Below are 14,653 nucleotides of genomic sequence, written 5' to 3'. Positions count from 1 at the left end.
GCGCGATTCGCGCGACGCCACCGTTCGACGGCGGCCACTCATGTGGACCGGACACGCGGGCGGCCGATCCGCGATCGGCCGGCTCGCCGAGCGTCATTGCGACGCCTTCAACTCGCCACGGCCGACCCGAGCGTCACCGATGCGCGCCGGTCCTTCCACTACCGCCCAGAACGGCTGCGCCGCGCGCGCCGCCTTCGCAATGGAAGACGACCACATGAACAACAGAATTGCCGGCTTCGACGGATTGCGTGCGATCGCAGTCCTGATGGTATTTTTTCAGCACCGCCTGTTCGGCGACATCGGCGAGATCGGCCATCTCGGTGTATGGATCTTTTTTGCGCTGAGCGGTTTTCTGATCATCGGCATTCTTGCTGCGCAACGCGCACGCATTGAAAGCGGCGCGAGCCGATTCGGCGCCGAATTGAAGCGCTTTCTGTTTCGCCGGACCCTGCGCATTTTTCCGATCTACTACCTGATGCTGGTGGTGATGTGCGTGCTGATGGCATTCGGCATGGCAAGTCCCGAACTGGCGAGCGGCATGCCGTTTCATTTCGCCTATCTGTCGAATATCTGGATCGGCTCGGTGCTGCACTATTGGCCGGGGCGCTACTCGCATTTGTGGAGCCTCGCAATCGAAGAACAGTTTTATCTCGTGTTCGCACCGCTCCTGCTGCTGCTTGCCACGCGCCGGCATCGCGCGGTGTGTGTCGCGATCGTCGTGGCCGGGCTGGGTTCGCTGCTCGCCATGCGCGCGGCGCATTGGCAGGAAATCACCATTTACACGCATCCGCTGACGAACTTCTGGTTGCTGGCGTTGGGTGGCATTGGCGGCTTGATGATCGCGGGACAAGCGAGCCGCTTGCGAGGCTGGCTCGGGCACGGCGTGACACTCTTCGCGCTGAGTCTCGCGCTGGTGGGCTTCTGCGCGACCGAACCGAGATGGAGCGAGGTGGACAGTCCACTGCTGTTCACCATGGTCAGTGCTTCGTACGGTATGTGCATCGCGGCGCTGGTGTGCTCGATTGCCTGCTGCCGCAACGCCTTCGTGATCGGCCTGCTCGAAACGGGCTGGCTGGTGAGCTTCGGGCGAATCAGCTATGGCTTTTACCTCTATCACAATCTGATCCCGGACCTGACGCGCAACCATCACGCCGCGGCGCTCTTTGGCGGCACGGTGCCCGTGTGGGCGCACGTCGTGGGCATCGCTGGGTCGTTTGTGATCTCGCTTGCGATGGCGATGCTGTCATGGCGGCTGATCGAAGCGCCGATCCTTCGTTTGAAGACGCGGCCTGCGTCGGCGGCGTCGCCCTCGCGTCGTGAGCGGACGGAGCATTCGTCGAGGAACGACAGCACCGCATCCGACGCAGCCTGATCCAGGCGCGACTTACGCTCACTTGCAAGCGGCGCAGTTGGGGGCACCATTAGCTCGCGTTCGAAATGGGCCGTGGTACGCGCATTGCTGCACAACGGTGTACCCCAATCAACCGGAGAGCCCGTCGTGGCAACCATGGACAATTCCCCGAACGAGCAAGAGCACGAGCCCGCGCGCCAGCCCGAGGAAGATCCCGGCAGACCGCCCACCGAGGTTTCCAAGCCGATCGGCGACGCAATCCCCACGCCGGTCGAACCGGGTCTCGATCAACCACTGCCGAAAAAAGGCGAGACGCTGCCGCCCGCTAACGAAGCCGATGGCGCGGCACTTGGCGATACCGAAACGCCTCCGGGCGTTCCGGAGCCCGGACCATCGGATTTCGCGTAGCTAGTGCCAGCCAATAAAAAAGCGGCGCCATTAACTGGCGCCGCCCATTGATTGTGATCGGGGCAAACAGTCGATCAACCGTTCAAGCCGCTTCCGGCTCGTGAACGATCTTCAGTGCGCTCTTGTGTTCCCTGATCAACCGGTACACGGTTTCTCCGGGCACGGTCTCCTGCTCGAGCAATTCGTCCGCAATCGCGCGCAGCACCGGCTCGTACGCATGCAGCAAGCCGTAACACAGTTGGTTCAATTCCTTGAGCAGCACATTCGCATGCTCGATGGCGCTTTTCATTTGCAGACCCGCGTACTGCGACGGCAGCGCCGCCAGGCTGAACAGATCGCCGTCGCTGTTGAAACCGAATTTCGACACCATGTCGAGGCTGATGCGCGACGCTTCCTGCAAATCCGAAGCGGCACCGCTCGATGCTTCGGAGAACGTCAGAATTTCCGCGTTGCGGCCGCCGAGCAACACCTGGATTTCGTTGCGGATCTCGGTCTCGCGATACAGATGCTTGTCTTGCGCTTTCGTGATCAGCGCGACGCCAAGCGCACCGCCGCGCGGCAAAATCGTGACCTCTTCCAGCACCCCCGTGCCCAGCAGCGCGGCGACGAGGCCATGCCCCGCTTCGTGCACGGCGATACGCGTCCGTTCGTCTTCGCTTAGCGCGCGCTCGGCGCCGCTCACGTCGCCGATCCGCGCGATCTTGATCGCTTCCATGAAATGCTTCGAGGTGATTTCGGTGTCGCCCGCCTTACGCGCGACGAGCCCCGCCTGATTCACCACCATCGCGACCGTTGCCGGCGACAGGCCCGTGGTGAGGCGCGCCAGTTGATCGTAGTCGATGTCGGCGGCTTTCGACTTCAGCTTCTCCGCGTAGAAACGGAAAATCTTCGCGCGGTCTTCGCGATCGGGCAAACGGACCTGCACGGTGCGATCGAAGCGGCCCGGCCGGCGCAATGCCTCGTCCAGATTGTCGGGGTGATTGGTCGCCGCGACGATAATCACGCCTTCGTTCGAAGCGAAGCCATCCATTTCCGCCAGCAGCTGATTGATGATGCGGTTGCTCTCGGCTTCGACTGGACCGCTGCCCGTATCCGTGCGCTTGGCGAGCCCGTCGGCTTCGTCGATGAAGATCACCGTGGGCGCATTCTTGCGCGCCAGTTCGAACAGATGCTTGACCTTCTGGATGCCGACGCCGTAATACTTCGCGCTGAAATAGCTGCCCGTGATCGAGATGAAGTTCGCGCCGCACTCGCCGGCCAACGCCTGCGCAAGCCGCGTCTTGCCGACGCCGGGGCCGCCCACCATCAGAATGCCGCACGGTGCGCGCACGCCCATCGACGTGAACTGCTTCGGGTCGGAGAGATAACCGCGAATGTCCGCGAGCGCCGCCTTCGCTTCGCCCGCGCCGATCACGTCGTCGAAACGCAGTGCGGGCGCCCTCGCGAGCAGCGTCGCGCCGCCGCGCATTTCGCGGCGCATGAACCACACCATGCCGCCGACCAGCAGTAACGGCAGCAGCACGCTGATGGCGTCGCGCACCTGATCGAACGCCTGCACCCAGCGCGCGCCGCCGGTTTGAATATCCGCATCGGGAAGCCAGACGAGTTGATAGGCGGCGGCTTCGTCCGTCTTCGGCTCGCCGAGCAGCAGCGCGTGCGAGAACGTCGCGTTGTGGTCGGTGACGAAGTATTTCGTGCCGTCGCGCTTCGAGATCAGAATCGCGTTGGGACTCACGCCGATCGCGGCAACCTTGGCGTCGTGAATATCGCGCAGCATTTGCGAGGCGTCTTTCTCTTCGTGCGTCCATGCCGAGGAATCGTGGCGCATCTGGCTCGCGACGCCGGTCAACGCAGGCGCGACCTGTGCCGCTCGCTGCTGGTAATGCCACACGCCGAAGGCGAGCAGCACTGCGATAAGCGCCGCCACCACCGAGGCGGCGATCTTGCGCGTGCGTCTTTTACCAAGCGAATTGTTTCGCGGCTTCATGAGTCACTTCCAAAAACGGGCCCAAAGCGAGCCCCGATACTTGTCAAAGTTCAGGTGGGCAGAGGTTGGCGGAGGGGAATCGACTGATGCGACACCATGCAAGACCGGAAGACAGGACAGCCAACCATACGTCCCTTTTTAACGACGTGTCCACGGCCAGTATGCCGTGCCGCCGCTTCTTCCAAATCGCAGAAAAGGCCTAGTTCTACCGTCTATCCGGCGCTTTCGAGCCGCCGTATTTTGGGGAGCGAGCGCTGTGTTCAGCCCGCTGTGAGACTGCTCCGGCGCACAGTTTATCAGCGCTAAATTCATTGCGTATTCCGCATATCTACTATTAACCGCTCCCTATTTAAAGCGGTCAGAATTACTGAATATAGTCTTGTCCATGCGCGCTTATCCTCCGACGAAAAATGCCCCCTGCCGCCGCGTTCATCTGCATCTACTCTAAAAAGACCGCCGTGGATGCAGGTTCGCCGCGGCGAGCTGCACAATCCTGTGCATCACCGCGACGCCACACGATGGGGGACTGCCATGCACGACAACACGCCGGTATTCGATACAGCGCTGACCCGTTTGCTCGGTTGTCGGCATCCCGTCATTTCGGCTGGTATGGGCGGCCCGGCGCGCGCGGAGTTAGCGGTGGCCGTTTCTGAAGCCGGCGGCTTCGGTCTGCTCGGCATGGTTGGGGAAGCGCCGGAAGTGATCGAGTGCGAAATCGCCGCCGTGCGCGCGACGACGAACCGGCCGTTCGGCGTCAACCTCATTCCTTTCCGGACGGAGCCCGCGCTGCTCGATGCGCAACTCGACGTGTGCCGGGCGGCGCAGGTGCCGGCCATGTGCTTCTTCTGGGACGTCATGCCTGATGTGGTGAAACGGGCTAAAGATGCCGGCGCGCTCGTCCTCTGGCAGGTCGGCTCGCTCGACGAAGCGCTCGCCGCGCAGCAGGCCGGCGTGGACGCAATCATCGCGCAAGGCGTGGAAGCCGGCGGCCACGTGCGCGGGCGCATCGGCATCATGGCGCTGCTGCCGGAACTCACGCAGCGTTTGCGCGTGCCGGTGGTGGCCTCCGGTGGCTTCGCTACGGGTGGCGGCCTGGTTGCCGCGCTCGCGCTCGGCGCGGCGGGCATTCACTGCGGCACGCTATTCGTCGCCACGCATGAATCTTTCGCGCACGACTATCACAAGCAACGGATCGTCGACGCCCGAGCGGGCGACACCGTGCATACCGACATCTACGCGATCAACTGGCCGCCCGGCTCGCCGGTGCGCGTGCTGGCCAACAGCGTGACGCGCGAGGCCGGCGGCAATCTGTTCGGCAATCGTCCGCATGTGTTGCCGCGCGAAGAAATCGCACACGACGACCAGGGACCGATCTACAAATTCAGCACGGTCTCCCCGCTACGCGACACGGTGGGCAATCTGGAAAAAATGGCCTTGTTCGCGGGGGAATCGTCGGCGCTGGTCGAGCGATGCGCGTCGGCGGCGGAAGTTATCCACCGGCTCATGAACGAGGCGGCGGACGCAGCGGCGCGGGTCCGCGCCGCGGGTGTGCATTGACAGTCAGTGCTGGGGAGGTGCGACGGGCCTCTTCGGGCCCGTTCGCATCGTCGCCACTTGCTCTCTCAGGTTCTGCTGTTTTTATTAGCTTTTGTTAGCGATACCGGCCTGCATCGATCTGGTTCTCCTCGGCGCGGCGCTATATCTGCGCGCAGTTTCGATTCCCGTTGCAGCGGCGGTCGACTCCCTGCCACGCCGTCCGCGAAAACGATCTGCATCTAATCACGCAACATTAATGCAGGTTTTTTGTTAGGCTTGACCGTCCGTCTCACATTCGGACGGCGGCGCGTGAAATCCCGTACGCGCGCCGCAGCCCCGCCGAAACACATTTCCCGCTTGCAGCAACCGATTAATGAACCAGCGAACTTCGCCGCACCATGTGGCCGCGGCCGCCGCGGCCAATTCGCGCTCCGCCACGTCGACGAGCCGTTTCAGCACGCATGGACTGGCGCCCGACGAACAATTCCTCGCCTGGCGCCGTCGCGTGGGGCATGTGGTCGACGCGCCGCCGTCGAAAGCGCAGATTGCCGGGGGGTTTCGCGGCGAAATCGATTTATACGCGGTCGGCGGCATGGTTTTTACCGACTGCCGCACCGATTCCATGCTGCTGGAGCGCTCGGTAGCCCGCGTATCCACCGATTCGCGGCGCGACTACGTGTTTCAGCTCTTCGTGGAAGGGGAAATCGGCCACGTCACCGGCATGCACAAAAAGCGCAGCGCGCCGGACTCGGTGGCAGGCATTGTCGCGTTCGATCTGAACCAGCCGTTTCGCGCCGAACGCCCGGACTGCCGCCTTCTGAGCCTGTTCGTACCGGCCGCGGTGGTGGACGAGGCATTGCGCGACGGCGCGTCGATTCACGGCCGCATCGTCCAGCAAGGCTCGCCGTTGACCGGCGTCGTGCTGGATCACATGACGGCGCTCGCCCGCGACATTGCGCGGCTCGATCCGGCCAGCGCCATCCATGCGTTGCAGGCGGGCACGCAGTTGCTGATGGCCGCGTTTCGCAAGGAGGCGCGCCTGAGCGGCGCCGGCCGCGCCGCGCTGCAGGCCGCGGTGATGGGCCGGGTACGCCGCTATATCGAGGCCAATCTGCACCAGGGCGACCTCACGCCGACCAGCGTGGTTCAGGCGCTGCAACTCAAGCGCGCGACGATCTATCGCTGGTTCGAGCACGAAGGCGGTCTCGGCGCCTATATCCGCAATCGACGTCTGCGCGAGGCGGCGGACGAACTAGTCCGTTATCCGCATCTGCAGGTCGCGGAAATTGCATTTGGACTCGGCTTTCAGAGCGCGTCGGACTTCACCCGCGCGTTTCGCCGCGCCTTCGACATGAGCCCGCAGGACATGCGCGCCCGTGCCTTCGTCCTGCAGCAGTTGCGCGACGCGGCCTAGCGCGTCAGGCAGGCGACTTCGACGCGCTTGCAGCGCACGCGTCCGCCTCTGGGAACGCTTCCGGGAACGCCCTCAGCGCGATCAGCGTTAGCGCCGCGGCGCCCATCAGATACCAGGCCGGGATCATCGGATCGCCTGTCCGGCTGATGAGCCACGTCACCAGAAACGGCGAAAATCCGCCGAACAGCACCACGCCAAAACTGTAGATCACCGACAGTCCGGCCGCGCGCCGGTGAGCGGGGAATGCTTCCATCATCAGCACCGAGGCGGCGCCGGCATTGTTCACAGCGAGCGCCACGTAAGCCGTGATGATGACGAGCGCCGCGAGATCGCCCGCACCGTGTGTCAGCGCCCAGAACGCGGGCCATGCCGCCGCCAGCGACGCGAGAAGCGACGCGTACTGCAGCGGCTTGCGGCTCGCGAGCCGGTCGGCCGCGCGCGCGATGAGCGGCGTCACGAGCAGAATCACGACGCCCGAAAGGCACGCCGTCAACAGACTGATGGTCGGCGGCCGGTGCAAGGTACGCACCAGATAGGCCGGCATGTAGAACACGGTGATATAGATGCTTACCGAAGGCGCGGCCATCATCAGAATGCCGCAAACGAGCGGGCGCGTATGCTCCGCGAACAGCCGCCGCGGACTGAGCCGGGTGCGCTCCCGCGGCGCGGCCGCCGGCATGCGGCGGCGCAGATACCAGCCGACCGGGCCGATCAGGCCGCCCAGCACGAACGGAATCCGCCAGCCCCATTCGTGCATGGCGGCGGGCGACAAAAGCGCCGTGGTGCCCGCCCCGACCAGCGCGGCGGCGAAAGCGGCCGCGCCCTGACTGGCGCCGCGCCAGCTCACCATGAAACAGCGGTGTCGATAGCCGGCCGATTCCATCAGCGAGGCCGACGCCGGGCCGATCTCGCCGCCCGCCGCGAGCCCTTGCGTCAGGCGCGCGAGCACCATCAGCACCGTCGCCGCCGGGCCGATCGACGCATAGCCCGGCAGGCAGGCGATCAGCCACGTGCCGAGCGTCATCAAGGCGAGCGATACGGTGAGCCCGGCTTTACGGCCGCGGCTGTCGGCAATATGGCCGATCATGAGCGCGCCGAGCGGGCGCATCACGAAACCCGCGCCGAAGGTGGCGAGCGACAGCAATAGCGACGACGCCGGATTGTGCGACGGAAAGAACAGATTGCCGATCACGACGGCCGAAAAGCTGTAGACGGTGAAGTCGTAAGCGACGAAACCATTGCCGATTACGATGGCGGCGACGATACGCCTGAGTTCGGCGCGGGACAGCGGGACCGCTTTGCCGGCAGCAGTGTGCATGAGTGACTGTCGACGCATGTGTCGAGGTATTCAGGAAGGTTATGGAAGAAACGCGAGTTGCCTGTTCGACTTAACGGCGAGGTATCACGCTGCACTTTTACGGGTCCGGGCCTTGGGTCTCGCACAAACTGGCGCGCGCCGCCAGTAAGCAACGCAGCCAGAGGCTCAAGCGGCGCGCGGCCGTCCCTCACGCTTCGGCTCGACCGCTGCACCACGGCCGCGACCGTCGCCACGCGCAGACTGCGCTTGAAATACGGCGAACTCATACCATTCCACAAACGCGAAGCGCAAGATATTTCTGCATTCATGGAGGAATGACGCTGCGCGTACTGATGTCAGGAGGAAGCGGTTTTCTCGGGGGAACCGGTCCACGGACCGTTCGCGCAGTACATACTCAAGCCAGATCGCCCGGCATCGCGGCATGACGAAAGCCAGGCAACACTCTGGAGACACACAACATGACACAATCCGACGCCTCTTCTTTTTCCACCTCGCTGGATGAAGGCCTCAGCGGCGCCACGCGAGTGGTTTTCATCGTCGGCGATCCGATCGCGCAGGTCCGTTCGCCGTCCGGCGTGACCATCGCTTTGCGCGCGGCCGGACGCGATGCGGTGGTGGTGCCCGCGCACGTCGCGCCCGCCGATCTGCCCGCATTTTTTGCGGGCGTGACGCCCATGCGCAATGTCGACGGCGTGATCATTACCGTGCCCCACAAGTTCAGCGCCATCAGGTACTGCGGCTCGCTCACCGAGCAGGCGAGCTTTCTCGGCGCGGTCAACACTTTGCGCCGCACGGCGGACGGCATCTGGCACGGCGGCATGTTCGACGGCACCGGTTTCGTGGCGGCGCTCGTCGATGCGGGTTGCGATCTGCGCGGCAAACGTGCGCTGCTGGTCGGTGCGGGCGGCCCGGGCTCCGCGATTGGACATGCGCTGGTGCAAGGCGGTGTGGCGTCGCTCGAGGTGCGCGATAACGATGCCGAACGCACGGCGTCGCTGATCGGCCGGTTGAACGCGCTCGGCCCGGGTGAAGTGCGCGGTGCGGCCGCTTCCGTGGATGCCAATGCCTATGACGTGGTCGTCAATGCATCGCCGCTCGGCATGCGCGCGGACGACCCGCTGCCCATCGACGTATCGCGTTTGCCGGCCACGACATTCGTCGGCGATGTGGTGACGAAGCCGCCGCTTACGCCGTTGATCGAAGCCGCCCGCGCGCGTGGATGCCCGACCGTGACGGGCACGCAAATGTTCGCCCGCGTGTGCGACCGGATGGTGGCGTTTTTGCTGGATGCCGATCGGTAAGCGAAGCTTCGGACGCGACAGCGTCCACGGCTCACGCTGCTACACTTGCGCGACGCCAACCTGTAGAAGACATCTGCCACGCGATTCAACGCGGCCAGTCGTCTCCTGATTCACGCTCCAACCATGCTTCGATTCGAAAACCTCAGCAAACGCTACGGCGAACGCCCCATCTTTGAGGCACTGCATTACGACACAGCATCAGGATGCGTCGCGTTGAACGACGAATCCGGCAGCGGCAAGTCGACGTTGCTCGGCATCCTCGCGGGCACAATCGAACCCGATAGCGGAGAGGTGTGGCTCGGCGGCCATTCGCTGCGCAGTGCGCCGCGGGTCGCGCAATCCGTGCTCTCCTACGTGCCCGAAGACTGCATGCCTTGTTCGGATCAGACCGGTCGCGAGTATCTGAACACGGTGGCATCGGCGCGAAACACCGCTGTCACCGCCGGCGCGTTGACGCTCGCGGACCGCTTCGGTCTCACGCCGCATTTCGACAAACGCTTCGAGCAGATGTCGTTCGGTACGCGCAAGAAGTTTTTCCTGACGTCGGCCGTGCTCGGCGACACCCAGGTGCTGATCGCAGATGAACCCGTCGGCGGACTCGACGCCGCCGCCCGCGCCGTGCTGGTTGATCTGTTCAAGACCCTGGCACAAACACGCACGGTGTTTTTCTCGAGCTACGACGAGGTCTTTACGTGTGCGTGCGAAGCGCACAGCGTCAACTTCGCCGACTTGGGAAAGCGCGCCTGACACGCTTGCATGCCCTGCATACCGTTTGTAGCCCTTGCGGCGATATGGACAACGCGAGCGAAACCGGCACACGTCGGCATTCACTCGCACACGCTAACGGTCCTTACACCGCCACGCAAATCTTCCCGAAGTGAGCGCCGGATTCCTCGTGCGCAAACGCCTCGCCGAGTTTCTCCAGTTCGAACGTGCTGTCGATCACCGGCTTGATGCCGGTCACTTCAAGCGCGCGGATCATGTCGCGCTGATCCTGACGGCTGCCGACGATCAAGCCTTGCAGGCGCTGCTGCCGCGCCATCAGCGCCGCGGTCGGCACCGGCCCTGCCCTTCCGGTCAACACGCCGATCAGCGCGATATGGCCACCTATCCGGCACGCGGTGATCGACTGCGGCAAAGTGCCCGGCCCGCCGACTTCGATCACATGATCGACACCGCGGCCACCGGTCAGCGAGCGGACCTGCTTGCCCCATTCCGGGTTCTCGCGATAGTTGATCGTGTGGTCGGCTCCGAGTTCGCGAAGCCTCTCTAGCTTCGCGTCCGATGAAGACGTCGCGATCACCGAAGCGCCCATCGCTTTAGCGATCTGCAAGGCGAAAATCGACACGCCGCCGGTGCCGAGCACGAGCACCGTGTTGCCGGCCTTCAACTGGCCATCCACGACGAGCGCGCGCCATGCCGTCAGCCCCGCTGTAGTCAACGTTGCGGACTCGGCGTGGCTATAGCCGCGCGGCGCATGCGTGAAGTAGTGGCTCGGCAGCACGACGGCTTCGCGTGCATAGCCGTCGACGCCGTCGCCGGGTGTGGTCGTGAAATCGGCGATGGCAGGCGGCCCGTTTTCCCAGAACGGAAAGAAGCACGACACCACGTGATCGCCCGCTTTGAATTCCGACACGCCCGCGCCAACTGCCTCGACGACGCCCGCCCCGTCCGCCATCGGAATCCGCCCTGCTTCAGCAGGCAGATTGCCGCTCACCACGCCATAGTCGTGAAAGTTCAAGGAGTTCGCTTGAATGCGCACGCGAATCTGGCCCGCCGCGGGCTGACCGGGATCGGCGATGTCGACGACCTGGAGATTGGCGACAGTAGCGGGCGAACCGATTTTGACGGCTTTCATGTTTTCGTTCCTCTGTGAGTTGCGCCGGCGCGCGACGCGTCGCGGCGAAATGCTCGCAAAAGAATACCGCAAGCCTGCTCAGCGCGTAGTCGAGGCGCGCACCGGCTGACGCCGGCGAAACGCTCGCTGAAAGCGCATTATCAACGGGGGAGTCCCTTCACGACGCCCGTGAATGACACGGGGCGCGTCGCGAACGTCATGCATTCATTTGACGGTTTGAATGACTTCGAAGCCTTCGAATTCCGGATGCCCGAGATAGAGCACGCGATTGTCGCCGCCCGCGTTGCGATGCGCGGCGCGAAAGGCCTCGGATTGCGTCCACGCCTCGAAGGACGCGTAGTCCTTCCAGATCGTATGGCTGGAATAGAGAACGTGATCGTCCTTCTGCGGACCCTTCAGCAGATGAAATTCCACGAACCCCGGCACCTCTTTCAGATGCGTATCGCGCGTGGTCCACAGATGTTCGAAAGCAGCTTCGGATCCGGGCGTCACTTTGAAGCGGTTCATGGCAATGTACATGCTGAAGGCCTCTTTGCAGTCACGGTGTATCTGACGGATTGCCGGATTCGAACGAATCGTTCCGGCAAAACCGTCAGGCGGCCTTTTATTATATGCGCGCCACTCTTCGTACCCGTGTCAAGACTGCGATACGGCCAACGCACCCGACACCGTCCGCGTTCAGGCCGCCTTGTCCTGCGCCACCTGTTCGAGCCATAGCCGGCTGTCGGGAAACCAGAATGCGTCTGGCCGCGGCGGCGACACGAGTTTCACCGGCAGCGACGGATTGAATATTCTGGACCATGCCGACAGATACGACGGCGTCTTCACCAGATACCCGCAACGGGACAACAGCAGACTGGAGACCAGCGCTTCGCGGCCGATTTCGAGTCCCGGATAACCGCTGAAATGAATGGGCGTATTGCCGTACGCGAGGAGTTTCGCGGGCGCCACTTTGACCGGCCTGGAAAACGGCCACACGGCGAAGTAGTCGAGAAACGCCTGTTCGTCGCTTGAAACGAAAACGTTGCTCAAGTGCGGGTTTTCAGCAAGTGTCGTTTCTATTTGGCGGCAGAAATCGCTCCATGAAACCGGGATGGCTTCCAGCGATTTGTCCGTGCCTCTGAAATGCGCACCAAGCGTGGACGCGCCGATCTCTAGCTTGCTGCAGATCGCATCGACTTCATCGACGATATGGGCGGCTGGGCGGTAATGTGCGAAGAATAGTTCGCTGGCGCTCTTGAGCTGAAGCTGAGTCTCATAGCGTTGACGAAACCCTAACTGGACCAGGTCGCGAACCGTCGATTTTCTCACCTTGTGCGCAAGCGATGCCGCGGCCTTGCCATTCACGGACTCAAAGAAGGAAGAGAACCAGTCGATGGTTCCCTCAGCGTCTCCGTAGAGACCGCCGCGTGCGCTGATGCACGGCGTCAGAGACTTCTCGTCGCAATACATCAGAATAAACAGGACCATCTGCATCACGGAGAAGAAACCAGAGTTCTCCTGAATTTCAATGGCAAAGATTCCCCTGTTCAATCGCTGTGTGGCATGAAGCGAGATGCGACGCGGTGTGGCAACGGAATGCTTGAACCCCTCACTGCGTCGGATCTGTTTCGCCCGATCGACTACTTTTCTTAGCATGCCCGGCTCCTAATGGAATCTAGGTATTTTTAATTTCGCACGCGTCTCTGCATGAAGAAGTTCACGACGCCCGAGCATAACATCTGCGAGGCGCGCGGCGAGTAAGTTCCGCCCGTCTTCGTGAGCTAACGCACAAAGGATCGGTAAGACTTCCTATAACTTGCACCCGGTCGAGCGGCGCAAAGCATCGGCGACGCGTTCGAGCACGCCGTCCCAGTCGCCGCGTTGCGACTGCGTGAACAGCCGCACGCTGGCGTACCAGGGGCTATCGTCGCGATCGCGCAACCAGCGCCAGCAACCGGCGAAGCGGTTGAGCAGCCACACCGGCTTGCCCATTGCCGCGGCCAGGTGTGCAACCGAAGTGTCGACGCAAATCACCAGATCGAGGTTGTCGATCAGCGCGGCGGTATCGGCGAAGTCCGTCACGTCGTCCATCCAGTCCGTCAAACGCGCGTTGCATGTTGCGTCGGCGCGCTTCGCGGGGTCATCCGTCTTTTGCAGGCTGATCCAGCGCACATCGGGCAACGCGAGCAATGGCGCGATCTGCGCTGGGGTCAAGCTGCGCGCCCTGTCTTCCGTCAGACCTGAATGACCGCCTGCCCACACCAGGCCGACGCGCGGCAAGCCGGCATCGGGCAACATGGCAAGCCGCGCGCGCCATGAAGCGGAGCGAGCGGCATCCGCATGCAGATAGGTGCCGGCGGGAATGTTGTCGAGCCGCGTGCCGAACGCCATCGGCAGCGACATCAAAGGACAATGCCAGTCCCAATCGCTCAGGTCGGATAAGCCGTCGTCGAGCATCACGAGGCCTGGCAAATGCGCGAAAGATTCTTCGTACAAGCGCCGCAGCGATGGCGGGCATATGTAGCCGACGCGCGCAAAACGTTCCAGCGCCATCGGCAGATAACGCACGAACTGCAGGCTGTCGCCATGGCCCTGCTCCGGGATGACAAGCAGACGCGCGCCGTATGCGGGCGTTCCCTGGCTGGCGCTCAGGATGTCCAGGCGCTCGCCCTTCCATTGGGGCAGGGGCAGCGCCGGGCGCGCCGATACGGGGCGCCCGTCAGCATCCACGAAATTGGCCCAACGGTCTTCGAAATACGGCCAGGCCTCTTCATAACGGCCGGCGGCCAACAGGACCTGACCGAGGCTGGCACGCGCGCCGAGGTGAGACGGCGCGAGCGCGATGGCTTGCGTGAGATGCCGTTCGGCTTCACTCAGCGAGCCGAGATCCTTGAGGACCACACCGAGATTAGCAAGCGCTTGTGGATGGTCCGGCCGGAGTTCGAGCAAGCGACGGTAGACCACCGCGGCATCTTCGGAACGTCCGAGCACTTGCAGGATTACCGCCATGAAGAAACAGAGCGGCAGTGACGCCGGTTCGAGCGCGAGCCCGCATTCGGCCGTTTGCAAAGCGCTTGCATACGCACGCAGTTTGATCTGGATAATACATAAGGTGCCGTAATACGCCGGGTGCGGGCGCACTTCGAGCGCCCGCTCGACCCAGCTTTGCGCCGACTCGAGCTGATTCGATGCGAGCGCAACCAGCCCATGCGTATGCAGCGCGTCCGCATGTCGGGGGTCTTGCCCGATGACCCGGTCGAGGAGTGTTCGGGCCATGTCGAACTCGCCTGCGAGGCGCGCCTGCTCGGCCTGATTGAACCAGACATCAAGGGTTTCTTCGGATGGCAAAGCGGGATGGGTCGGCATGTTCGGCGCAATACGAAAGATGGTGTCGTGTCGCGGGCGATGCTGCCTGCCGCGCGACACTGTGTGCGCGGATTATCCTTACCGCTCATCGGGCAGTCTGTAGGAGCGCTCCGAAACGCCCCTCACGCGAAG

Annotated in this window: 13 protein-coding genes; 6 read left to right on the top strand and 7 right to left on the bottom strand. The window is 63.2% G+C overall.

Annotated features, from left to right (window positions below; translation table 11 throughout):
• Positions 1-93 precede the first annotated feature (93 nt).
• On the bottom strand, positions 94-216 hold the full coding sequence (locus B0G82_RS41135) for a hypothetical protein (protein ID WP_277872806.1): 123 nt from the start codon (positions 214-216) through the stop codon (positions 94-96).
• Here B0G82_RS41135 and B0G82_RS30060 point away from each other — a divergent pair.
• Positions 215-1,372 (top strand): acyltransferase, encoded by a 1,158-nt coding sequence (locus B0G82_RS30060; protein WP_121310937.1) that lies wholly within the window; start codon positions 215-217, stop codon positions 1,370-1,372. The two genes, B0G82_RS41135 and B0G82_RS30060, sit on opposite strands and share 2 nt — an antisense overlap.
• Before the next feature lie 126 nt (positions 1,373-1,498).
• Positions 1,499-1,759: a hypothetical protein gene (locus tag B0G82_RS30055; protein WP_181916879.1), complete on the top strand. Its 261-nt coding sequence runs from the start codon at positions 1,499-1,501 to the stop codon at positions 1,757-1,759.
• A gap of 82 nt (positions 1,760-1,841) precedes the next feature.
• Here the strand turns inward: B0G82_RS30055 and B0G82_RS30050 are convergent, their stop codons facing one another.
• Positions 1,842-3,746, bottom strand: a complete 1,905-nt coding sequence (locus B0G82_RS30050; protein ID WP_121309991.1) for an AAA family ATPase — start codon at positions 3,744-3,746, stop codon at positions 1,842-1,844.
• Between the two features lie 531 nt (positions 3,747-4,277).
• On the opposite strand from B0G82_RS30050, the gene B0G82_RS30045 reads away from it, so the two are divergent.
• Positions 4,278-5,303 carry a nitronate monooxygenase gene (locus tag B0G82_RS30045; RefSeq protein WP_121309990.1) on the top strand — a complete coding sequence of 342 codons (1,026 nt, stop codon included), beginning with the start codon at positions 4,278-4,280 and terminating at the stop codon, positions 5,301-5,303.
• 352 nt (positions 5,304-5,655) lie between these two features.
• Positions 5,656-6,696 (top strand): AraC family transcriptional regulator, encoded by a 1,041-nt coding sequence (locus B0G82_RS30040; protein ID WP_121309989.1) that lies wholly within the window; start codon positions 5,656-5,658, stop codon positions 6,694-6,696.
• 4 nt (positions 6,697-6,700) lie between these two features.
• Here the strand turns inward: B0G82_RS30040 and B0G82_RS30035 are convergent, their stop codons facing one another.
• The gene (locus tag B0G82_RS30035; protein ID WP_121309988.1) at positions 6,701-8,014 is read right to left on the bottom strand and encodes an MFS transporter; all 1,314 of its coding nucleotides are present in this window, start codon (positions 8,012-8,014) and stop codon (positions 6,701-6,703) included.
• Between the two features lie 458 nt (positions 8,015-8,472).
• Here B0G82_RS30035 and B0G82_RS30030 point away from each other — a divergent pair, with 458 nt between their 5' ends.
• A complete protein-coding gene (locus B0G82_RS30030) occupies positions 8,473-9,315 on the top strand; it encodes a shikimate dehydrogenase (protein ID WP_121309987.1) in 843 nt (280 codons plus the stop codon).
• A gap of 123 nt (positions 9,316-9,438) precedes the next feature.
• A complete protein-coding gene (locus B0G82_RS30025; protein WP_121309986.1) occupies positions 9,439-10,062 on the top strand; it encodes an ABC transporter ATP-binding protein in 624 nt (207 codons plus the stop codon).
• Between the two features lie 103 nt (positions 10,063-10,165).
• On the opposite strand, the gene B0G82_RS30020 is transcribed toward B0G82_RS30025, so the two are convergent.
• The 4 genes from B0G82_RS30020 to B0G82_RS30005 form a co-directional block, all read right to left on the bottom strand.
• Positions 10,166-11,173 (bottom strand): NAD(P)-dependent alcohol dehydrogenase, encoded by a 1,008-nt coding sequence (locus tag B0G82_RS30020; RefSeq protein ID WP_121309985.1) that lies wholly within the window; start codon positions 11,171-11,173, stop codon positions 10,166-10,168.
• A gap of 204 nt (positions 11,174-11,377) precedes the next feature.
• Positions 11,378-11,692 carry an antibiotic biosynthesis monooxygenase gene (locus B0G82_RS30015; protein WP_116147733.1) on the bottom strand — a complete coding sequence of 105 codons (315 nt, stop codon included), beginning with the start codon at positions 11,690-11,692 and terminating at the stop codon, positions 11,378-11,380.
• 159 nt (positions 11,693-11,851) lie between these two features.
• The gene (locus B0G82_RS30010; RefSeq protein ID WP_121309984.1) at positions 11,852-12,811 is read right to left on the bottom strand and encodes a hypothetical protein; all 960 of its coding nucleotides are present in this window, start codon (positions 12,809-12,811) and stop codon (positions 11,852-11,854) included.
• A 153-nt stretch (positions 12,812-12,964) separates the two neighbouring features.
• Positions 12,965-14,521, bottom strand: coding sequence for a tetratricopeptide repeat protein (locus tag B0G82_RS30005; RefSeq protein WP_199730185.1), 1,557 nt, complete (start codon positions 14,519-14,521; stop codon positions 12,965-12,967).
• Positions 14,522-14,653: the final 132 nt, after the last annotated feature.

The organism is Paraburkholderia sp. BL17N1 (assembly GCF_003634175.1).
In the GTDB taxonomy this organism is placed as follows: Bacteria; Pseudomonadota; Gammaproteobacteria; order Burkholderiales; family Burkholderiaceae; genus Paraburkholderia.
The sequence above is the reverse complement of the archived record's forward strand: the minus strand, read 5'-3'. Positions and strand labels throughout refer to the sequence as shown.

Coding starts and splice junctions, on each gene's coding strand:
- B0G82_RS30005 (WP_199730185.1), bottom strand. CDS start 14,521: ATGCCGACCCATCCCGCTTTGCCATCCGAAGAAACCCTTGATGTCTGG.
- B0G82_RS30035 (WP_121309988.1), bottom strand. CDS start 8,014: ATGCACACTGCTGCCGGCAAAGCGGTCCCGCTGTCCCGCGCCGAACTC.
- B0G82_RS30030 (WP_121309987.1), top strand. CDS start 8,473: ATGACACAATCCGACGCCTCTTCTTTTTCCACCTCGCTGGATGAAGGC.
- B0G82_RS41135 (WP_277872806.1), bottom strand. CDS start 216: ATGTGGTCGTCTTCCATTGCGAAGGCGGCGCGCGCGGCGCAGCCGTTC.
- B0G82_RS30060 (WP_121310937.1), top strand. CDS start 215: ATGAACAACAGAATTGCCGGCTTCGACGGATTGCGTGCGATCGCAGTC.
- B0G82_RS30010 (WP_121309984.1), bottom strand. CDS start 12,811: ATGCTAAGAAAAGTAGTCGATCGGGCGAAACAGATCCGACGCAGTGAG.
- B0G82_RS30015 (WP_116147733.1), bottom strand. CDS start 11,692: ATGTACATTGCCATGAACCGCTTCAAAGTGACGCCCGGATCCGAAGCT.
- B0G82_RS30050 (WP_121309991.1), bottom strand. CDS start 3,746: ATGAAGCCGCGAAACAATTCGCTTGGTAAAAGACGCACGCGCAAGATC.
- B0G82_RS30045 (WP_121309990.1), top strand. CDS start 4,278: ATGCACGACAACACGCCGGTATTCGATACAGCGCTGACCCGTTTGCTC.
- B0G82_RS30025 (WP_121309986.1), top strand. CDS start 9,439: ATGCTTCGATTCGAAAACCTCAGCAAACGCTACGGCGAACGCCCCATC.
- B0G82_RS30040 (WP_121309989.1), top strand. CDS start 5,656: ATGAACCAGCGAACTTCGCCGCACCATGTGGCCGCGGCCGCCGCGGCC.
- B0G82_RS30020 (WP_121309985.1), bottom strand. CDS start 11,173: ATGAAAGCCGTCAAAATCGGTTCGCCCGCTACTGTCGCCAATCTCCAG.